General features: G+C 63.8%; 21 protein-coding genes and 3 pseudogenes. 15 read left to right on the forward strand and 9 right to left on the reverse strand.

Annotation, left to right across the window (positions count from 1 at the left end; all coding sequences use genetic code 11):
• On the forward strand, window positions 1-786 hold the full coding sequence (gene hpaH, locus DAD99_RS20040; protein ID WP_193342950.1) for a 2-oxo-hept-4-ene-1,7-dioate hydratase: 786 nt from the start codon (window positions 1-3) through the stop codon (window positions 784-786).
• Window positions 771-1,580 carry an HpcH/HpaI aldolase/citrate lyase family protein gene (locus DAD99_RS20045; RefSeq protein WP_193342951.1) on the forward strand — a complete coding sequence of 270 codons (810 nt, stop codon included), beginning with the start codon at window positions 771-773 and terminating at the stop codon, window positions 1,578-1,580. Before hpaH ends, DAD99_RS20045 begins: the two co-directional genes overlap by 16 nt.
• A gap of 175 nt (window positions 1,581-1,755) precedes the next feature.
• On the opposite strand, the gene DAD99_RS20050 is transcribed toward DAD99_RS20045, so the two are convergent.
• Window positions 1,756-2,349, reverse strand: coding sequence for an adenylate kinase (locus tag DAD99_RS20050; protein ID WP_375372281.1), 594 nt, complete (start codon window positions 2,347-2,349; stop codon window positions 1,756-1,758).
• A gap of 366 nt (window positions 2,350-2,715) precedes the next feature.
• On the opposite strand from DAD99_RS20050, the gene DAD99_RS20055 reads away from it, so the two are divergent.
• Window positions 2,716-3,117, forward strand: a complete 402-nt coding sequence (locus tag DAD99_RS20055) for a RidA family protein (protein WP_193342952.1) — start codon at window positions 2,716-2,718, stop codon at window positions 3,115-3,117.
• A gap of 62 nt (window positions 3,118-3,179) precedes the next feature.
• Here the strand turns inward: DAD99_RS20055 and DAD99_RS20060 are convergent, their stop codons facing one another.
• Window positions 3,180-4,367 (reverse strand): 4-hydroxybenzoate 3-monooxygenase, encoded by a 1,188-nt coding sequence (locus DAD99_RS20060; protein ID WP_193342953.1) that lies wholly within the window; start codon window positions 4,365-4,367, stop codon window positions 3,180-3,182.
• Between the two features lie 124 nt (window positions 4,368-4,491).
• A complete protein-coding gene (locus DAD99_RS20065) occupies window positions 4,492-5,244 on the reverse strand; it encodes an IclR family transcriptional regulator (protein ID WP_193342954.1) in 753 nt (250 codons plus the stop codon).
• A gap of 107 nt (window positions 5,245-5,351) precedes the next feature.
• Here DAD99_RS20065 and DAD99_RS20070 point away from each other — a divergent pair.
• Window positions 5,352-5,576 (forward strand): annotated as a pseudogene (locus DAD99_RS20070) (helix-turn-helix domain-containing protein); the annotation flags it as partial.
• A 10-nt stretch (window positions 5,577-5,586) separates the two neighbouring features.
• Here the strand turns inward: DAD99_RS20070 and DAD99_RS20075 are convergent.
• Window positions 5,587-6,591: a TerC/Alx family metal homeostasis membrane protein gene (locus DAD99_RS20075; protein ID WP_193342955.1), complete on the reverse strand. Its 1,005-nt coding sequence runs from the start codon at window positions 6,589-6,591 to the stop codon at window positions 5,587-5,589.
• Between the two features lie 102 nt (window positions 6,592-6,693).
• Between DAD99_RS20075 and DAD99_RS20080 the strand changes: the two genes are divergently transcribed.
• The 3 genes from DAD99_RS20080 (at window position 6,694) to DAD99_RS20090 (ending at window position 8,113) form a co-directional block, all read left to right on the forward strand.
• Window positions 6,694-7,050, forward strand: a complete 357-nt coding sequence (locus DAD99_RS20080; RefSeq protein ID WP_193342956.1) for a helix-turn-helix domain-containing protein — start codon at window positions 6,694-6,696, stop codon at window positions 7,048-7,050.
• Between the two features lie 119 nt (window positions 7,051-7,169).
• Window positions 7,170-7,634 carry a hypothetical protein gene (locus DAD99_RS20085; RefSeq protein WP_193342957.1) on the forward strand — a complete coding sequence of 155 codons (465 nt, stop codon included), beginning with the start codon at window positions 7,170-7,172 and terminating at the stop codon, window positions 7,632-7,634.
• 50 nt (window positions 7,635-7,684) lie between these two features.
• On the forward strand, window positions 7,685-8,113 hold the full coding sequence (locus DAD99_RS20090; RefSeq protein ID WP_309233438.1) for a universal stress protein: 429 nt from the start codon (window positions 7,685-7,687) through the stop codon (window positions 8,111-8,113).
• Window positions 8,114-8,168: 55 nt separating this feature from the next.
• Here the strand turns inward: DAD99_RS20090 and DAD99_RS20095 are convergent, their stop codons facing one another.
• Together DAD99_RS20095 and DAD99_RS20100 are read right to left on the reverse strand one after the other, a co-directional pair.
• On the reverse strand, window positions 8,169-8,471 hold the full coding sequence (locus DAD99_RS20095) for a P-II family nitrogen regulator (protein ID WP_185263496.1): 303 nt from the start codon (window positions 8,469-8,471) through the stop codon (window positions 8,169-8,171).
• A gap of 5 nt (window positions 8,472-8,476) precedes the next feature.
• Complete coding sequence (locus DAD99_RS20100) at window positions 8,477-9,421, reverse strand: sodium-dependent bicarbonate transport family permease (protein ID WP_185263495.1); 945 nt, start codon at window positions 9,419-9,421, stop codon at window positions 8,477-8,479.
• 441 nt (window positions 9,422-9,862) lie between these two features.
• Here DAD99_RS20100 and DAD99_RS20105 point away from each other — a divergent pair, with 441 nt between their 5' ends.
• Window positions 9,863-10,648 (forward strand): DUF6671 family protein, encoded by a 786-nt coding sequence (locus DAD99_RS20105; RefSeq protein ID WP_309233433.1) that lies wholly within the window; start codon window positions 9,863-9,865, stop codon window positions 10,646-10,648.
• An 81-nt stretch (window positions 10,649-10,729) separates the two neighbouring features.
• Complete coding sequence (gene ilvD / locus DAD99_RS20110; RefSeq protein ID WP_193342960.1) at window positions 10,730-12,433, forward strand: dihydroxy-acid dehydratase; 1,704 nt, start codon at window positions 10,730-10,732, stop codon at window positions 12,431-12,433.
• Between the two features lie 288 nt (window positions 12,434-12,721).
• On the opposite strand, the pseudogene DAD99_RS20115 reads toward ilvD, so the two are convergent.
• A pseudogene (locus tag DAD99_RS20115) lies at window positions 12,722-13,071 on the reverse strand (recombinase family protein); the annotation flags it as partial.
• 279 nt (window positions 13,072-13,350) lie between these two features.
• On the opposite strand from DAD99_RS20115, the gene DAD99_RS20120 reads away from it, so the two are divergent.
• From DAD99_RS20120 to DAD99_RS20145, 6 genes are all read left to right on the forward strand, one after another.
• On the forward strand, window positions 13,351-14,070 hold the full coding sequence (locus DAD99_RS20120; RefSeq protein ID WP_185263492.1) for an LppX_LprAFG lipoprotein: 720 nt from the start codon (window positions 13,351-13,353) through the stop codon (window positions 14,068-14,070).
• Window positions 14,067-15,617, forward strand: a complete 1,551-nt coding sequence (locus DAD99_RS20125; RefSeq protein ID WP_309233434.1) for an MFS transporter — start codon at window positions 14,067-14,069, stop codon at window positions 15,615-15,617. The genes DAD99_RS20120 and DAD99_RS20125 overlap by 4 nt, the downstream gene beginning before the upstream one ends.
• A gap of 421 nt (window positions 15,618-16,038) precedes the next feature.
• The gene (locus DAD99_RS20130) at window positions 16,039-16,809 is read left to right on the forward strand and encodes a CHRD domain-containing protein (protein ID WP_309233435.1); all 771 of its coding nucleotides are present in this window, start codon (window positions 16,039-16,041) and stop codon (window positions 16,807-16,809) included.
• Window positions 16,810-16,841: 32 nt separating this feature from the next.
• On the forward strand, window positions 16,842-17,486 hold the full coding sequence (locus tag DAD99_RS20135) for a sortase domain-bontaining protein (RefSeq protein ID WP_193342961.1): 645 nt from the start codon (window positions 16,842-16,844) through the stop codon (window positions 17,484-17,486).
• A 51-nt stretch (window positions 17,487-17,537) separates the two neighbouring features.
• On the forward strand, window positions 17,538-18,086 hold the full coding sequence (locus DAD99_RS20140; RefSeq protein ID WP_193342962.1) for a hypothetical protein: 549 nt from the start codon (window positions 17,538-17,540) through the stop codon (window positions 18,084-18,086).
• 3 nt (window positions 18,087-18,089) lie between these two features.
• Window positions 18,090-18,314 (forward strand): DUF2283 domain-containing protein, encoded by a 225-nt coding sequence (locus tag DAD99_RS20145; RefSeq protein WP_193342963.1) that lies wholly within the window; start codon window positions 18,090-18,092, stop codon window positions 18,312-18,314.
• Window positions 18,315-19,420: 1,106 nt separating this feature from the next.
• On the opposite strand, the gene DAD99_RS20150 is transcribed toward DAD99_RS20145, so the two are convergent.
• Window positions 19,421-19,591, reverse strand: a complete 171-nt coding sequence (locus tag DAD99_RS20150) for a hypothetical protein (protein ID WP_227008309.1) — start codon at window positions 19,589-19,591, stop codon at window positions 19,421-19,423.
• Window positions 19,592-19,790: 199 nt separating this feature from the next.
• Window positions 19,791-19,895: pseudogene (locus DAD99_RS20155) on the reverse strand (aldo/keto reductase); the annotation flags it as partial.
• Between the last annotated feature and the right edge of the window lie 30 nt (window positions 19,896-19,925).

The following is a 19,925-nucleotide window of genomic DNA, read 5'->3' on the forward strand; positions in this document are numbered from 1 at the left end:
ATGCTGGACGCGAAGACGATTGAGGCCATCGCCGATGAACTCCTGCAGGCCGCCCGGACCCGCACCCCCGTCCCCCGCCTCACCGCCCGCTACCCGGAAATGACCGTGGAGGACTCCTACGCTGTCCAGCAGCTGTGGCGTCGCCGGAACGAGGACGCCGGACGCAAACTCGTGGGCCGCAAGATCGGCCTCACGTCCAAGGCCATGCAGGCCGCCACCGGCATCACCGAACCGGACTACGGCGCCATCTTCGATGACATGGTGCTGGACACCGGCTGCTCGGTGGAATGGGACCAGTACACCCATCCACGGGTGGAAGTGGAGCTCGCGTTCGTGCTGAAGAAGGACCTGGCCGGACCCGGCTGCACCATCTTCGACGTCCTGGACGCGACCGACTACGTGGTCCCGGCCCTGGAGATCCTGGACTCCCGCATCGAAATGGAGGGCCGGACCATCGTGGACACCATCGCGGACAACGCCGCGATGGGCGCCATGGTGATCGGCGGCAACCCGGTCAAGCCCGACGCCGTCGACCTCCGCTGGGTCTCGGCAATCCTCTACAAAAACCAGACCGTCGAAGAGACCGGCGTGGCCGCCGGCGTCCTGGACCACCCCGCCAACGGGGTGCACTGGCTCGCCAACAAGATAGCCGCCCACGGGGACAGTATGAAAGCCGGGGACATCATCCTCGCCGGGTCCTTCACCCGCCCACTGTGGGTGTCCAAGGGCGACACCGTCCACGCCGACTACGGACCCCTGGGAGCCATCACATGCCGCTTCGAATAGAACCGGACAACACCTTCCGCGATGCGCTGGCAGCGGCCAATCGCCCCCTGGCGGGAATGTGGGTCTGCTCCGGCAGCCCGCTCATCGCCGAACTGTGCGCCGGATCCGGCCTGGACTGGCTCCTGGTCGACGCCGAACACAGCCCCAACAGCCTCGAATCCATCCTGGCGCAGCTGCAGGCCGTTAGCGGCTACCCGGTCCAGGTGCTGGTCCGGCCGCCGGTCAACGACACCGTGCTGATCAAGCAGTACCTCGACATTGGAGTGCAGAACCTGCTGATTCCCATGGTCAACTCTGTTGCCGAAGCCCAAGCCGCAGTCGACGCCACCTGCTACCCACCCCACGGCGTCCGCGGCGTAGGGTCCGCCCTCGCCCGGGCCTCACGCTGGAACCGTATCCCGGACTATCTCGCCCGCGCGTCAGAAAACATCAGCCTCACCGTCCAGATCGAATCCGCTGCCGCCGTCGAAGCCGTCGCGGAAATCCTGGCCGTGGACGGTGTGGACGCCATCTTCCTCGGACCATCCGACCTCGCCGCCTCCATGGGCCTACTGGGACAGCAGGAACACCCCAAAGTACGCGCCGCCGTCGAACACTGCCTTACCGCCGCTACAGCCGCCGGGAAACCCGCCGGCGTCAACGCCTTCAACCCCGACACCGCCCGCCACTACCTGGCGGCAGGGGCCGCCTTCATCCTCGTGGGCGCCGACGTCGCCCTCCTGGCCCGCGGCTCCGAAGCACTCGCCGCCGAATACATCCCGACTGGTGCCGGCGAAACTCCCGCCAGCTACTGAACATGGCCAGGATCTCGACCAACTCGATCGCCGGGACCCGCCGTCGACCTCAGGCCGGGCCAGTACCGGGCGGACGTCGAATCAGGTCCAGACAGGCCGGGACGTATCATTCGGAGTCGCCCACGGGCGAACGACGGCGGGAGGGACCGCCGTCGTTCACACGCTGTTGCGCCTCCTACAGTCCGCGGGCGGGCGCGCTCAGCACGTCGTCGATCCTGCCCATGACACTGTCTGTGACTTCCTCGATCCCGCCCATCCCGTCCACCTCGGCAAGGATCCCGCGGCCGGCATACCTGGCCACCACGGCCTCCGTCTGCTGGTGGTAAAGGTCCAGCCGGTGACGGATGACGCTCTCGTTGTCATCGCTCCGGCCCGTTTCCCTGGCCCGGCCCAAAAGGCGCGAGACAAGTTCCTCGTCGACCGCGGTCAACTGCAGGACCACGCCGAGTTTCTGTTCGCCGGCAGCGAGGATTCCGTCGAGGTAGTCCACCTGCGCGACCGTGCGAGGGTAGCCGTCCAGCAGAAATCCCTCCTTGGCGTCGTCCTGGCTGAGCCGGTTGCGCACCATCTCATTCGTGACGCTGTCCGGCACGAAGTCTCCGTTATCCATGTACTTCCGGGCCTCCAAACCCAGTGGCGTTCCGCCTTTGACGTTGGCGCGGAAGATATCGCCGGTTGAAATGGCCACAACGCCGAGGCGTTCCGAAATCCGTTCCGCCTGCGTCCCCTTGCCGGAGCCGGGCGGACCCATAATCAGCATTCTCGTCATTCAATACTCCTTGCTGCCTATGTGGACGTCTTCGTCCTGGCCCGATGCTACTGATCCGGAGGTTGCGGCCGGGCTGCATCGGCGCCCGACAGCAGAGTACGACGGCGGAGGATCCCCGCCGTCATACTCTGCGTCTATTTGCTTTTACCGGTAGCAGTGGTGCAGCGAGCGGGCGCCGGCCCGCCACCGGGAGCCCCATTTGATAGCGCGGTCATCACCGTCAGCCCGGGCGCAAATGGCCCAGGGGCGTGCCGCAGGCGCTGGGGGGTGAGATCAAAAAATGCTCCATCATATTCTTTCCTTTCACAGCCGATACGTCCATCGAAGAGGCCTCCCCCCGCCGACGGTCGGTGAGACCATACAGGCATGGCATCCATACAGCGCATCCGCCCCCAAGGCCTCGTCTCGAGCCCGGCCTTCAGCCACGTCGCCATCGTGCCACCCGGCGCCACCACCATCTACGTCGGCGGCCAGAACGCCGTCGACCCCAACGGTGCACTCGTTGGAGAGGGCGACGTGGCCGTCCAGTCTGTCCGCGCCCTCGAGAACGCGCGGACCGCTCTCGCCGCGGCCGGCGCGACCCTCGCCGACGTCGTGCAGTGGACTGTGCTCTTCGTCGATGGCATCGACCTCGCAGCAGGGTACGGCGCGGTCGCATCCGAACTCGCGTCCGACGAACCGGCTTTGGTGACCGCGGCACTTGTCGCCGGGCTGGGCGTGCCCGGCGCACTCGTCGAGATCGGCGCGGTGGCCGCCGTTATGCGATGAAGGAGAGCAGGGCTTGTCCAGCAGGAATTCCCATAGGAGACCCACGAAGCGGTCCGCGCGGCTCAGAGCGCGCCCGGCCAGCCGGTGTAGGACTCTGCCAGGTATGCTCTGGCGTGCCGGGAGGAGACCACGGAGTGCAGCTCGCCGAGTTGGCGGGCGCGGTCGAAGTCGCCGGCGCCAGGAACCGTATGAAGCATGGACGTCATCCAGTAAGAGAAATGCTGGGCCTTCCACACCCGTTCCAGGGCACGGTCGCTGTAGGAGTCAAGCAGCGCGGTGGAGCCGGTGGAGTAGAACGAGTCGAGGCCTTCGAACAGCACCTTGACGTCGTGGATGGCGAGGTTGAGGCCCTTGGCACCGGTGGGCGGAACGGTGTGGGCGGCGTCGCCGGCCAGGAAAAGGTTGCCGTGACGCATGGGCGTGTGCACAAAGCTGCGGAACGGCAGGACCATCTTTTCCAGGACCGGGCCCTCCTTTAGTTCGAAGCCGTTCCCGTTGACACGCTTGCCGAACTCGGACCAGATGCGCCCGTCCTCCCACTCGGCCACGTTTTCCTTGGGGTCGCACTGGAAGTACATCCGCTGGACCTTCTCGGTGCGCTGGCTGATCAGGGCGAAGCCGTGCGCGGAGTTGGCGTAGATCAGCTCATCCGAGCTCCGCGGAGCCTCAGCCAGAATGCCGAACCAGGCGAACGGGTACTCATGGAAATACTGGATCCGCAAGGCCTCCGGTACCTGGCGCCGGCAGTAACTTCGGGAACCGTCGGCACCCACAAGGAAGTCCGCCTGAATCTCGAATTCCTGGCCGTCGGCATCAGCGAACCAGACCTTCGGCTTGCCCTCGAGGTCCTGAACGGAGGTGTCCGTGACGCTGTAGCGGACGTCGCCGCCGTCGGCGGCCCGACGCGCGGCGAGATCTGCGAACACGTCCGTCTGCGGATAGAGCCAGACGGACTCGCCCACGAGGTCCTTGAAGTCGATCCGGTGGCTCTCCCCGTTGAAGCGCAGCTCGATGCCATCGTGGCGGTCGCCTTCGCGCAGCACACGGTCCGAAACGCCGGAGTCCACCAGCAGGTTCACCGTGCCGTGTTCCAGGATGCCTGCGCGGACGGTTTTCTGGATTTCGTGGCGACTGCGGATCTCCACGACAATCGATTCAAGGCCCTGCGTGGCGAGCAGGTGAGAGAGCATGAGGCCGGCAGGGCCTGCGCCCATGATGGCGACTTGGGTGGTGATGGTGGTGCGTGCCATGGTGTTCCTCGCTTCGTTGCGGGCCCGGCGGCGTCGGCGCCGCGGGTGCGGTGGGCTTCTGCCACCAGTGTCACCCAAGCCGAACGAAAGGCGTTACAAGAATCCCGTTGAATGGAAGACGGGTTCAGTCGTTCGGCATGGCGCCGAGTTGGCGCCCGATCCCCCGCGCCGCCGTCTGAAGGGCGGGCACCAGGGCCTGAAGCCGCATCTCTGCCAAGGGGACCACAACCCCCAGTGCAGCCACCGTGCGGCGCTTGCCGTCCATGACAGGCACCGCGATGCCCCAGGTATCAGGGTCCACCACGCCGGCCAGTTGCGCGTAGCCCTGCTTCACGGTCTCAGCAAGCAGTTGGCGTACGACGCCGACGCTCACCTCGCCGCGCTGGTCGCTGAACTGCCCGAGGTACTCGGCCTGCAGCTCACGCGATTGATGGGACATCAACGCCAGACCGGCGGAGGAGATATGGACCGGCATGCGCCCGGCAACCCGGGCCCGGTTGGCCACAGAACCACGACGCGAAAGCCGCTCCACAAAGAGCGCTTCCCAGCCATCCAGCACGGCCAGATTCACGTTCTGCTTCAGGACCTGCTGGATGTCCTCCATAAACGGCAGGGCAGCATAACGGAGCGCCAGTGTGGGCGCATTACGGTTGACGAGCTCCCACAGCCGCAGCCCCATGCGCACGTTCCCGCCGGCACCGAGGTCCAGGAATCCGTGGTCCGCGAGCTGCCGGACCAGCCGATGCGCACTGCTCAGGGGCAGCTCCGCCCGCTCCGCGAGTTCGGACAGCTGCAGACCGGTGACCCCCTCCGGGAAGGCCGCGATGACCCGGACCACACGGTCCACCACAGAATCGCCGGATCCAGAATTGGCCACGATCGACTCCCCCGTACTGTCGCCTTCTCTTCCATTCAATGATAGTCGTTAGAGGCTTGCCAGCCCGGCAGCGGTGTCCTAGTACTACAGTCGCGTAAATGGGGTGCACCCTGGCCGGCCTAGCTTCCGCGCGTGCGCGTGGCCGGAAGGGTGGACGCCCGTTCAAGATGACCCCCGCAAAGCTCCGGCTCGCTATGGCCTCCATGGGGAAGGCCGATACAAAAGTGAGCGATCTCTGCGCCGAACTCGGCGTCACCCGCCAGACCCTGTACCGGCACGTAACACCCAACGGGGAACTACGCCCTGACGGCGCAAAGCTGCTTAAAGCCTAGAAATGTCTGGTCAGCCGGACCGGTCGGAGTCGGAAGTATCCTCCGCTGTGAGAGATCCTGCGTGGGCACGGGCTGTGGGGTCTCTGTGGACTTTGATCAGGCTTGCGATGGTGGTCACTGTCAGGGCGGCTGCGATGACGATGAGGCTGGTGTTGGTGCTGATTTCCGGTACCCGGCCGTCGAGGCCATGGCCCCAGTGCAGGACGAGTTTCACGCCGATGAATGCCAGGATGAGCGCCAGGCCGGTGGAGAGGTAGACCAGGCGGTCCAGGAGCCCCTTGACGAGGAAGAACAGTGCCCGCAGCCCGAGCAGGGCGAAGGCGTTCGCGGTGAAGACAATGTAGGGTTCGGCGGTGATGCCGAAAATGGCCGGGATTGAGTCGAGCGCGAACAGCAGGTCTGTGCTGCCGATTGCGAGCAGCACAATGAACAGGGGCGTCACTGCCCGGCGTCCGGCGCTGCGCGTGAACATCCTGCCGCCCTCGTAGTCCTTTGTGACGGTGAGCGCGCGGCGGGCCACACGGACCAGCACGTTGTCATGGACATCCGGGTCGGCGTTGCGGTGCCGGTAAAGCTGCACAGCCGTCACAATCAGGACCAGGCCGAAGATCAGGAACATGAAGGAGAACAGCTGGAGCAGTGCTGCACCCAGGGCGATGAAGATCGCCCGCAGGACCAGGGCCATTGCTATTCCGAAGATCAGGACCTTCTGCTGGTACTTCTCGGGCACGGCGAAGGTCGACATGATGATCACGAAGACGAAGAGGTTATCGATGGATAGGCTTTTTTCGACGATGTAGCCGGCGAAGTATTCCGCGCCGTAGTCCCAGCCCACCTGTACTGCGAAGACCAGTCCGAACGCAACGGCCACGGCAATGTACAGCAAAGATGAAATTGCGGCCTCGAGGAACTTGACAGCGTGCGGCCGAGCGGCAGCCAGTCCAAGATCCAGGGCGAGCAGCCCGAGAATAAGTCCGATGGTGAGCATCCAGCGAAGTGCACTGACTTCGAGCATTGGTGGCCTTTCTTGTCATCATCTGAAACTGACTGATTGCTTTCCCTGCGCTCCCTGCCGCCGACCGGGCGTCTGCAGGCCCGATCGACTATTGTCCTTGAAATGGCAACCAAAGATTTTGACTCAGGGACACCCGCCGTGCCCGCCGTGCCCGCCGGCGAGACGCGGTGGACGTTCCTCACCAACCACGCCCACGTCCTTCTTACCATCGCCCGTGACCCGCAGATCCGCATGCGCGACGTCGCCGCCCGGGTGGGTGTGACGGAGCGCGCGGCGCAGAAGATCGCAGCTGAGCTTGTCGAGGCCGGCTATATCACCAGGACGCGTACCGGGCGGCGCAACAGCTACACCGTCGCCACCGGCCGCCCCTTCCGCCATCCCGTCGATGCCGGTCACGAACTGGACGAGCTCCTCGCGGTCCTCGTCCCTGAACCCACCTCCCGCATCATAGACACCTGAACTGAAATTCGCTAATCTAATTTCATTGGTTGAATCATACGCTACCGCACGGGGTGATGGGGTTGGCCGGCTGGAGTGTCTGCGGCACGGCCGGGCGGCGGTTTGGAAGGAGCCCGCTCTTGAATAATCGAGAGGCGCGTTCCGGGCCCAGGCTTCCGGGCGGTGTTCCCGCCGGCGTAGCTGGTTCCGCGGTGCCGGTCTATCTCATCGTCATCGCCGCTGAGTCGGACGGTGCCGATGTTCTGCTAGCGGCGGCCCCGCAGGCGCGCGCCGTTGGGGCCCACTTGCTGATCGCTCTTGTGCGGCCCCGTTTGGGCTTCACGACCGACGCCGCCCTGGTTCGGTCCGTCAGTGCGCACAGGACGCAGGAGGTGCTCCGGTTGGACCGTCTTGGGCGCCGGGTCTTGGGCGATACCGGGGTCACGTTTGAAACTGTCCTGATGACCTACCGGGGCGGCGGCTCTGCATCGGGGCAGGCCCGCCGTGTGGCTGCAGCATTGGATCGCCTGTGCCGCGGCCGTGGTGCCGTCCGGTGGCCGACCCCCGGTGCAGTTGCGTCCCTCGGCAAGGAGAACCATCGGTGACCCGGGAAAGCCCGGGTCACGGGTTGGAACCGGCGCCAGGCAACAGCATTGTGGTCGGGCATGATGGATCTTACTGCGCAGATTATGCCTTGGACACGGCGCTTGGACTTGCTGATCAGCTGCGGGCAGCCGCTGTCATCGTCATCGTGCGGGCCTGGTCCATCGCTACCGCCCCGCAGCCACCCGGGTGGAAGTTCGGATACGTGTCGTCCTTTGATGAGTACGCTGCGGCGGTGCATGGGGAACTCGTGCGGGATGCACGCATGATCGTGGACCAATATCCCAGGGTCGCCATTAGCTACAGGGCAGTTCACTCCGGCACGGCCAAGAGCCTCATCGATATCTCACGGAACGCCCGCATGCTGGTTGTCGGATTGCGGGGTCGTGGCGGGCTTGCCGGGATGTTGCTCGGCTCCGTAAGTGACCAGTGTGTCCGGCATGCGGTCTGTCCGGTCCTGGTGGTGCGTCCCCGCAGCTGAAGCCCCTGCGCTCAGGCCTTTCGCTGGATCCTGTGCGGGCCCGGTACGTCGGGGTCTAGAATTTCTCCGGACGCAGGACTTCGATGTCGCTCACGAACAGGATCATGGCGTAGTCCTGGTAGTAGTGCTCCCGGAGGTAGTCGGCAATCGCGCCGGCTGTCTGGTCGTCGCACACCACCTCGATGCGGATGTTGCTGTTCGCGTCCCAGCCCGCACTCCGGACGCCGCGGTGGCCTTTTCCGCGGGCATCGGTAATGGTGTATCCGTGGGCATTGAGCCTGTCGATGTCACGGGTGAGGGTGGCCTCGAGTGCTGCTTCGGTGATGACTGTCAATAGCTTGCGTGTATGGCTTTGCATCTGCCCTATCCTTTCGCGAATGTGTGTGCCCACACGGCCAGTGCATGGTAGATCGGGATACCAAACAGTACATTGAACGGGAAAGTGATCCCCAGCGAGGCTGCCAGCGACAGGGTGGGGTTGGCCTCGGGTACGGAGATGCGCATGGCCGCCGGGACCGCGATGTATGAGGCACTCGCCGCCAGTGTCGCAAGAACCGCGGTGCCGCCGATGGATAGTCCAAGGGCCCAGCCCAGTCCGGTCCCTACCAGGGCGGAAAAAAGCGGCATGCCAATTCCAAAGGCCATCAGGAATGGTCCGTACCGGCGCAGGCTTCCGATCTGGGTCGCGGTGATCAGCCCCATCTCCAGCAGGAACAGGGCCAGGATCCCCTTGAACAGATCGAAGAACAGCGGCTCGATCGACGATAAACCGTCCGGCCCGGCTGCCCAGCCGATGAGCAGCCCGCCCAGTAGCAGCACAATGCTTTTGCCCAGGAACACTTCGTGGGCGACCGACCTCCACCGGGTTTCGCGTGAGAGGCCCCGGGCGAGGACAACTCCCACGATGATGGCCGGCACTTCCAGGAGTACCAGGAGCAGCGGCATGTGTTCTTCGAAGGCGATCTGACGGCTGCCAAGATACGCGATGGCCACCGCGTAGGTGCCTACGCTCACCGATCCGTAGTGGGCGGCGATGGAAGCGGCATCCGCGCGTTTGAAACGGCCCAGGTAGCGCAGCACGGGGAAGGCGGCCAGTGAGAGGAAGAACCCCAGTGCCACCACGGCCAGCATTTGCGGCAGCAGGCTGCCGAAAGGCTGCCTGGCCAGTTCGATACCGCCCTTGAGGCCGATGGCCAGCAACAGCACGATGCTGACGAACTCGTAGATCGCAGCCGGCAGACGCAGCTCCGAACGCAGCAGGCCCGCCGTGGCACCGAGCAGGAAGAAAAGGATGATGGGATCGATCATGCGGTGACTCTCTTGTTCGTTTCCGGCTGTTGTGAAATCGGAGCGCGGTCAACGGCCCATACCTGCATCGTTTGGCTGTAATCCGTTCGACGCCAGCGGTATGCCGACAGTCCTATTAATACACGCTATATGATTCATGAGACAAACTTCATGTATTCTGGTACGTAACATCTGCGGTTGCGGGACGGCCACAGGGACTTTTCCACCTCATCGCGTGCACATGACTGGTGTGCTGTGAAAACGTCGGCATGGGGCGAGGAGAATTGCAGGAGCAGCAGCCGTCACCGGATGTGCCACTCATCCCGCAAACCTGCGGTTCCCAGTCGTTCCCCCTGGAGTGAAAGGTCAGTTGTGATAAGCACTGAGTCCGGCAATTCAACCCCGCCTTCCGTCTATTCCGGTGAACGGATTTCTTTGCTTACCCAGCATGGCAAGGAGCGGGTGATCGTCCCGGTGCTCGAGCGTGCGCTCGGCTGCCGGCTCGAACACGTCACGGGCTACGACACGGATCTGCTCGGTACTTTCACCCGCGAGGTCCCCCGCGCCGGCTCACAGCTCGAGGCTGCGCGCAAGAAGGCGCAGGTGGGCATGGAATTGTCGGGTTTGCCGCTGGGTATCGCCAACGAGGGCTCGTTTGGCCCGGATCCGGCCATGGGGATGTTCCCCTGGAACATCGAACTCATGATCTGGATCGACAGTGAGCGCGAACTGGAGGTCGTTGGAACAGCCGAAGGCAAGACGAACTTCTTCCACCTGCTGACCGCGGACTGGGCGGAGGCCCAAACGTTCGCCCGCGAATCGAAGTTCCCCGAACACCACCTGGTCGTTCGCCCGGACGGCGAGCACGACCCCCGCATGCATAAAGGAATCGCCGCCTGGCCCGAGCTGGAGCTCGCTTTTTCGAGGGCGCTGGCCCGATCGGCCAACGGCAAGGTTTTTCTCGAGACCGACATGCGCGCCAACGCCAATCCGACGCGCATGGAAACAATCCGTCTCGCGGCCGAAAACCTCGCACAGAAACTTCGCTCCAGATGTCCGTCCTGCGACACCCCGGGATTCTGGAAAGTGGAGCGGGTGGCAGGACTCCCGTGCACGGGCTGCGGCGAGCCAACGAGCGAGACCCGCGCCGAGATTCATGGATGCCTCACCTGCGGGCACCGCTCCACCCGCGACGTAACCGACCCACCACGCGCTGACCCGCGTTTTTGCGGATATTGCAACCCTTGACCCTGCCCAAACCTGGACGCGTCCCATTGCCCAACGCGTTCAGGGCGATACGTAGCTTCAAATCAACACCGGAGGAAAGATATGCAACCATCACAATCAGTGGACATCAAGCCCCGAAGCCGGGTCGTCACCGACGGGATCCATGCCGCCCCCGCGCGCGGTATGTTCCGGGCTGTGGGTATGGGCGATGATGACTTCGCCAAGCCCCAGATCGGCGTTGCCAGTTCCTGGAATGAAATCACTCCCTGCAACCTCTCCCTGAACCGGCTGGCCCAGGGCGCCAAGGAAGGCGTCCACGCAGGCGGCGGTTTCCCGATGCAGTTCGGCACCATCTCCGTCTCGGACGGCATCTCCATGGGCCACGAAGGCATGCACTTCTCGCTCGTTTCCCGTGAAGTCATTGCCGACTCCGTGGAAACCGTNATGCAGGCCGAGCGCATCGACGGCTCCGTCCTGCTCGCCGGCTGTGACAAGTCCCTGCCGGGCATGCTGATGGCTGCCGCCCGCCTGGACCTGGCCAGCGTGTTCGTCTATGCCGGTTCCATCATGCCGGGCTGGGTCAAGCTNGAGGACGGCTCCGAAAAGGAAGTCACCCTGATTGACGCCTTCGAAGCCGTGGGCGCCTGTGCTGCCGGCAAGATGAGCCTCGAAGACCTGACCCGCATCGAAAAGGCCATCTGCCCCGGCGAAGGCGCGTGCGGCGGTATGTACACCGCGAACACCATGGCNTGCGTCGGCGAAGCCCTGGGCATGTCCCTCCCCGGCTCGGCCGCCCCGCCCTCGGCAGACCGCCGTCGTGATNANTTTGCGCGCAAGTCCGGCGAAGCGGTGGTGAACCTGCTCCGCCTCGGCATCACCGCCCGGGACATCATGACCAAGAAGGCGTTCGAAAACGCCATCGCCGTCACCATGGCCTTCGGTGGCTCCACCAACGCCGTGCTGCACCTGCTGGCCATCGCCCGCGAAGCAGAGGTCGAGCTGAACCTGGAGGACTTCAACCGCATCGGCGACAAGATCCCGCACCTGGGTGACCTNAANCCGTTCGGCCGCTACGTCATGACTGACGTTGACAAGATCGGCGGTGTGCCGGTCATCATGCGNGCACTGCTCGACGCCGGGCTGCTGCACGGCGACTGCCTCACCGTCACCGGCAAGACCGTTGCCGAGAACCTCGCNGCGATCAACCCGCCGGACCTGGACGGCAAGATCCTGCGTGCCATGGACAACCCGATCCACAAGACCGGCGGCATCACCATCCTGCACGGCTCCATGGCGCCTGAAGGTGCGGTAGTGAAGAGCGCCGGCTTCGATGCCGACGTCTTCGAAGGCACCGCCCGTGTGTTCGAGCGTGAGCAGGGCGCCCTGGCCGCACTGGACCAGGGCCTGATCAAGGCCGGCGACGTTGTGGTCATCCGCTACGAGGGCCCCAAGGGCGGCCCGGGCATGCGCGAAATGCTCGCCATCACCGGCGCAATCAAGGGCGCCGGGCTGGGCAAGGACGTCCTGCTCCTCACCGACGGCCGCTTTTCCGGTGGAACCACAGGCCTGTGCATCGGCCACGTGGCACCGGAAGCTGTCGACGGCGGCCCCATCGCCTTCGTCAAGGACGGCGACCGGATCCGGGTGGACATCGCCGCCCGAAGCTTCGACCTGCTGGTCGACGAGGCCGAACTCGAATCCCGCAAGATTGGCTGGGAGCCCCTCCCTGCCAAGTTCACCAAGGGCGTGCTCGCCAAGTACGCCAAACTGGTCCACAGCGCCAGCACAGGTGCGTACTGCGGGTAAAGCACAAGCACTTATTTACAGGTCCAAGGACGCTGACCACGTTGAAAATCACTCCAAGCGGAGACGAGTGCAGAGGACTTATGAAATTCCGTGCAGACGACTTCGAAAAATGACACGTCTAGTCATAGAGCCGCGGTGACTAACGTTTTGTCTTGTCATTTTCCGAAGTCGTCTGCACAACGGTCCTTGAATTTTCGGGGTTGTGCAGCTGAGTGTGAACACTGGCTTTTCCGTACTCCTCGCGCACAAGGCGCCCATTTGTTCCGCACTCCTCTGCATAATGAACACTTAGGCGGCAGTGTCACCGGAGCGCTCGATTGCCCGGTAAAGCGTGGACCTCGCTACGCTGAAGAGTTCAGCGATCTGCGCAGTGGTGTGTTCGCCCCGCTGGTAGACCTCGACCAGGTGCTTGTCCTGCGCCTTGGACAGGTTGGGCTGCTTACCGGGAGCCGACCGGCCGCTTTCGCGACCTGCATCCCTTCGCGAGTTCGTGAACGGATCAAGTCCGCCTCGAACCCAGCGACTATCGCCAACAAATTGAACAGCAGCCTGCCGACCGGGTCAGTCGGGTCGTCAGCGGAACCGCCAATACTGAGCTCCACTTCACGGAGTGTGAGGTCGTCGACCATGTCTTTCGCAGCTGTGCAGCGAGTATGGAAATTTGTGCAGACGAGCTCGGAAAGTGACACCAACAGATGTCCCATGCGCCCAAATGTACCAATACCCGTCAACCATCAGAAGAACCGGCACGTAGAAACCGGCACTGAGTTTCGCTACAAAAATCGAGTGTGTATGGAATTTTTTATGTCATTTTCCGAAGTCGTCTGCACGGCCCGCTACGTGTCCTTACGGGGAAGGTTCAGTGCAACACTCTCTTAGGGGTCCCCCACTATGATGCAGCCATGTATGATGCATCCATGTATAATGCAGCCCTGCAGGCCCGCCTTGGGGCGATCTTCGCGCCCCTCATCGTCGTCGTCGCCCTCGTTGCAGGGTGCACCGCCCCCTCCCCCTCCCCATCGCCGGAGGCCTCTCCCGACCCCGTTGCCCTGTTGAAAGAGTCGAGTGAGACCACCAAGGGGCAGACCAGCGCGCATCTCAAGCTCGCGGTTGAGGGCCAGATCGCCGGATTGCCGGTCGAGTTCATCGAGGGCGATCTCACACAGACTCCCGCGGTCGCCGCCAAGGGCACACTCGACATGATGCACCTTGGCCAGCGGCTCAAAGGGGTCGAGTTCGTGGTCTCCGACGGCAACCTCTGGGCCGCGATCACGTCGGGAGGCCGCCTGTCGAACTTCGGGCCGGCATCCAACATCTACGACGTCGCGACGATCCTGGACCCCGACGTGGGGCTGGCCAACGTGCTCGCCAACTTCTCCGATGCCAAGATCGACGGCCGCGAGACCGTCGAGGGCGTGGACTCTGTACGCATCACGGGCAACGTCACCGCGGACGCGGTCAACAAAATCTCCCCGCAGATCGGGGCGACGGGACCCGTGCCTGGCACCGTCTGGATCTCTGAGGGCGGCAACCGCGAGCTGATGCAGGCCCGGTTGGAGCCCAGCCCTGGTAACAGCGTCACAATGACCCTGTCCAAGTGGGGCGAACCGGTTACCGTCGACAAACCGGCAATGTGATCCTGGGCCCGCCCCCTGCCACCGGGCGGGTGTCGACCAACCGCCGCATCGCGATCAGCGCGGCCAGTCTCGCAGTGCTGTTGGGCGCGCTCGACACCTACGTCGTCGTCACGATCATGACCGACATCATGCTCGACGTCGGCATCGGAGTGAATCAGCTCCAACGGGTCACCCCGATCATCACCGGCTACCTGCTCGGCTACATCGCGGCGATGCCGTTACTGGGTCGGGCGTCGGACCGGTTCGGGCGGAAGATGCTCATCCAGGTCAGTTTGGCCGGCTTCGCGCTCGGATCGGTGGTCACGGCACTGTCGACTGATCTCACCGTGTTGGTCCTCGGCCGTACTCTCCAGGGCGCCGCCAGTGGCGCGCTGCTGCCGGTGACGATGGCCTTGGCCGCCGGACTGTGGGCTGCGCGCAACCGCGCAGCTGTGCTCGGCGGTGTCGGTGCCGCACAGGAACTGGGCAGCGTGCTCGGCCCGGTGTACGGCATCGTCCTGGTCGGGCTGTTCCAGCACTGGCAGGCCGTTTTCTGGGTCAACGTGCCGCTTGCGGTGATCGCGATGGTGATGATCCACTTCAGCCTGCCCGGCCGGCAGAGAACCGATGATCCCCAGAAGGTCGACGTGCTCGGCGGTCTGCTGCTGGCCATCGCCCTGGGCCTGGCCGTGATCGGGCTTTACAACCCCAAGCCCGACGGCAAGCTGGTGCTGCCCAGCTGGGGAATGCCGATGCTGATCGCCGCCGCCGTGGCGACCGTCGCGTTCTTCGTCTGGGAGAGGTTCGCCCGCACCCGCCTGCTGGAACCGGCGGGAGTGCACGTCAGACCGTTCCTGGCGGCAATTGGCGCGTCGATGGCCGCCGGCGCAGCGCTCATGGTGACGCTGGTCAACGTCGAGCTGTTCGGTCAGGGTGTCCTGGGTCAGGACCAGAACCAGGCCGCACTCCTGCTGCTGCGCTTCCTCGTCGCGCTGCCGGTTGGGGCGCTACTCGGCGGATGGCTGGCCACCCGGATCGGCGACCGGATCGTCGCGTTCACCGGCCTGTTCGTCGCCGCCGTGGGCTATCTGCTGATCTCGAAATGGCCCGTGGATGTGCTGACGGCACGACATGATCTCGGACTGTTCACCCTGCCGACACTGGACACCGACCTGGCGATCGCCGGACTCGGTCTCGGCCTGGTGATCGGCCCGCTGACGTCGGCGACGCTTCGGGTGGTTCCCGCCGCCCAGCACGGGATCGGGTCGGCAGCGGTTGTGCTCGCCCGCATGATCGGCATGCTGCTCGGCATCGCGGCGCTGAGCGCATGGGGCCTCTACCGGTTCAACCAGCATCTGGCCAGCCTGCCCGCCAGTACGGGCGGCGACACACTCGCGGAACGGTTGTCAGCCGAGGCCGGCCGGGTCCGCGAGGCGTACGCCCTGCAGTACGGCGAGATCTTCTCGATCACCGCGATCGTGTGTGTGGTGGGCGCGGCGCTGGGTCTGCTGATCAGCGCGCGCGACGAGTACGCCGAGGAGCCAGACGCTGCGGGAGTCCCTCAGTAGCGCTCGAGCCCGCAGCCCAGCACCTAAGGCTTGACGACCGGTCCGGATTCCTCTGAGCTCAAACGCCGCCAGACGTCACGGATGACGGCCTTGATACTGCGTGGATCGACCGGCGACAGCGGTCGCCGAAGCATAGCCGGCGGACTGGCACTGACAGGCCTCGCTTTGCTGCAGCGAAAGACCCGCCGTGGACCGTGGATACGACCCCGGGGCAGGCGCCCATCAGCACTATGACGGTCGCAACCGTCCCGAAAGTAGTCCCGAAATAAAGAACCCTTTCAAGGTTACGCACCGGCCTTAGGCCCCTACACTGTGGTATAAGACACATCCTCATTCAGCGGTGGGATGGTCTGCTTCGAAGTACTGGTGTCCCTTCCTTGGGGAGTCACCGTCACTCGCGCGTGTATGAGGAGATTTTCTAGTGAACAAGACACTCCGCTTTATGGCAGTACCTACCCTCGCTTTGGCCGCACTTGCCCTTTCTGGATCGCCGGCCATGGCCGCTGACCAGTCCTACCAGTCCACCCTGGGCCAGCTCAACGGCAGCTCCGGTTCAGCCACCATCGAACTTCACGTCACGGGCAACCAGGCTCATGTCCTGCTGAACGTTTCGGGTATGCCCGCGACGTTCATGGACATGCCCTACCCGCACGTCCAGCACATCCACGGTGGAGCGCAGGGTACCTGTCCGGATCCTTCGGCCGACAAGGATGGTGACCAGGTCATCTCCACCACCGAAGGCGCACCCAGCTACGGCGGCATCGTCACCACCCTCTCCACCAGCGGTGACACCAGCCCCGCGGCTGGCCTTGACATCAAAGCCGCCGGCCAGGGCGCCGCTTACACGATTGACCGTACGTTCGAACTGAATGCTGAGACCAAGGCAGCCCTCGAAGCCGGCACCGCCGTCGTCGTCGTCCATGGCCTTGACCCGGCAACCCTCAGCCCGGCCGGCGCGGCAGCCAAGTCCGACATCGTCCCCGAACTGCCCCTGGCAGCAACGTCGCCGGCTCTGTGCGGAACCCTGACGGCCGGACAGATGAAGATGCCCGCAGGTGGCGCTGAAACCGGCATCGCCCAGGAAACCGGCACCGACACCGGAGCACTCGCCATCGGCGGGGGGCTGGCCCTCATCGCTTTGGCCGGCGGCGCTTACGTTGTCCGTCGTCGCACCGCAGAATCAACAGCCTAAACACCGCTGATCGGTTAAACACTGTGAGACACATGAAGCCCGGCCGCCGTGGAGGTCTGAAGGCCATCACGGCAGCCGGGCTTCTGCTGGCCCTGGCCCTGACCGGCTGCGGCACCGGCACACAACCGGCCACTGCTCCTGTACCGCCGTCGGCAGCAGCAGCCACCGCCCAGCCTTCCCTGCCGGTGAGAACCCCGGCGGCCCCGGCCGGTCCGGTGATGCCTGCATCGCCTCCGGTCACGCTGAGTATCCCCGTGATCGATGTGCGCACTGACCTGCTGCATCTGGGGTTGCGGGAGAACGGGTCATTGGAAGTCCCCGAGGACACCGGCGACGGCGCCCCGGCGTCCTGGTACGGCGGCTCCCCCACCCCTGGTGAGCGCGGACCCTCCGTAATACTGGGCCACGTCAACGCTTTGGGCGGAAACAAAGGTGTCTTCGCGGACCTCCAAAAGCTCAAAACCAGTGACGAGATCAGCGTTTCCCGCACCGATGGCAGCACGGCTGTGTTCACCGTTGACCGCGGGGCCCTCTACAGCAAGAACAGCTTCCCCACCCTCGAGGTCTACGGCAACACACCAGGCCCCGAGCTCCGGCTCATCACCTGCGACGGGTACGACCCCGCCACCGGACTCTTCGATGACAACTACGTCATCTACGCCAAACTCAAAGCCTGACAACCCTCCGCCGGTCCCCCTTATCTGGACGGCGGCAAGGACGGACGAGGAATGAAACACCCCAACCCCCTGCTGGCCTCTCTGGCCCTGTCCACCCTCCTGCTCACCGGCTGCACCGCTGCAACCGGATCATCAGGAACAGCGCCGGCACCTACCTCAACCGTCTCATCGCCAACGGATACTTCACCATCAGGTGACACGGCCGCAGCCGGCAGCCACGGCGGCGGGCACCACAACGAAGGGGACTCCTCCCCCGACCCCACCGTCGAGGGACCGAGCGAGGCCGCGAAAATGGTCTGCGGGGACCAGCCCATGGACCGGCTCACCTCCATCCTGGACCTGAAAGAGGAAACCCACACAGTCAACAATTGGGCCGACAGCACCTTCACCTGCACCTACCACCTGGACGAAGGCGACCTGGTTATTTCGGTTATGGAAGCGAAGGACCAGGCCACGGCACTGACCTACTTTGACGCCCTGCAGGCCAGGTCCGCCGGGAACCAGGGGACATCCGTCTTTACCCAAGGGTCAGGCGCGAGCCGGATCCGGGTCATCGTTGACAACAGGACTGGCAATATCATTACGGTGACAAAGGGGTAGCCGATGAAAATTACCTATGACAAAGAAGCCGACGCCGCATACGTCCAGCTCGTCGATGAAATCCGCGATGGCGAAGCGTCGACGCAGGTGCATTCGATAAAGACACCCGGACGGAAAGGCGAGATCATTATTGACTTTGATGCCGAAGGGCGCATTCTTGGCGTGGAAATTCTCGGGGCAAAGGATGTGCTGCGCGAAGAAACCCTCGCCCTGGCCAAACGTCTGTAGCTGGCACGGGCGGCTGCGTGGACCTAAGCTCTACGCAGCATCGTTGACATCAATGACTTCGCTCCATCGGGAGCGCGGGGGCAAGCTCGTAATAGAGAGTCGGGCCTAAGGTGTCAGTCGTTTCGCGATAGACGCGAATCGACTGACACCTAAGAGGGCAGTCCCAGCAATAGCCGATCCTGTAATCAACATCATTGGCAGAAAAACTCCGGGCCAAGATTCTTTCGTGTCTCGTCTACTGGCATCGTGTACCCCTTCGTGCCTTCCGAACCTACATCAATTGAATGGAGGCGGCCCTGAAGCCGGTGGAATCGGGGCTGGATGGGCCTCTGTTCGGCGGGTTTTTCCGTTCAGGCAGGTTGTTGATTTCGGGTGTGGGCGAGGCGGTAAGACGACGGCGCCATCGCTCTGGAGGGGTATGAGCGGCGCTCCAACCCGAACTGGCGTAGCCGGATTGGCATGCGCCCAATATCCCAAACCTGCAACTGGTGAACGGAGGACCGGACTATGCGAAACCGATGGCCAATCGTGGCAGCGCTGTGGTTGGCCGCCGCGGTCCCGTGGCTGTTAGGCGCCTATTCCGTGTACATCGTCTCGGCGCAGTACACAGGATTGGGACTTATTGAGTCGTACCTGGCGTTTCAAGACGGATCGAACGTTGGCAACGTATTGTGGTTCGTCCTTTGGACCGGCATCAGCTTGGCCGTTTGCTGATACCTGACCCGCAGGGCCAGCGGTTCTTTGGAGGCAGAAAGAACAATCGCGTCTGTCCTGTATTGCTATGCGATTCCGGCAGTGGTCTTGTTTCTACCTGACGCCGCCATGGGCTTCGCAGTCTTTCATGTCCGGGCGTTCACGGATGAGACGGCGCCTCATTCGACCGTCGTAGATTTCCTTGTCCTCAGCGGTGGCGTGGCTCTGGCCTGCGCCCTGGTTCTCTCCTTTACTGGTGCGCTCCGCCAACGTCACCGCGGGACCAGGCAAGCAGGAGGGCGCCAAATAGGTCTACAGCTTCCAGTAGTTGGGTCGCCATAGTGCTCGCCGAAAATTGGGCGGATATGGGCGGGCGGGTCGTTGGCCTGGGGTGATCCGGGTTGACGGGCCGATCAGGTGCCGGCCTGGAGGGCGATGAAGTCGGTGTGGGCCGGCGACCCCGCATGGCGTTGCTTCCGTGGAGCATCAAGATCCACGACGAGCATGTCATCAATGACGGACCTGAAACGGTCCAGCTTCGGAAACCCGGTACTCCTTTGCCAGGGCACGGATTGATGATCCATGGACCCGGGCGTCCCGCCGGATCCTCGCAAATAGCTCCACCCTCAACTCCATCGCTGCCTTCCACCGTCGGAAAACAACCCTGATGAAATCAACGCTGGGGTGGGCTCAAGTCAAACTGCGATTCATCGACCGGCGAGCCGCCAAGTGGGCTCCAACCAAACTGCAGAAGTGGTCTCCAATCAAACTGCCATAATCACGGTCCGTGCCCAGGTTCTTACGCGACCGGTCCACCCACTGGCGGAAGTTGGCCAGGGTGTAGTTCTCGGGCTGCTGGTCCACGCGGCGCCCCATTGCGGTGGCCACCATAAAGGCCGCACTCCAGAATCCGGGGTC

This window comes from Pseudarthrobacter sp. AB1 (genome assembly GCF_014926485.1).
Taxonomy (GTDB): domain Bacteria; phylum Actinomycetota; class Actinomycetes; order Actinomycetales; family Micrococcaceae; genus Arthrobacter.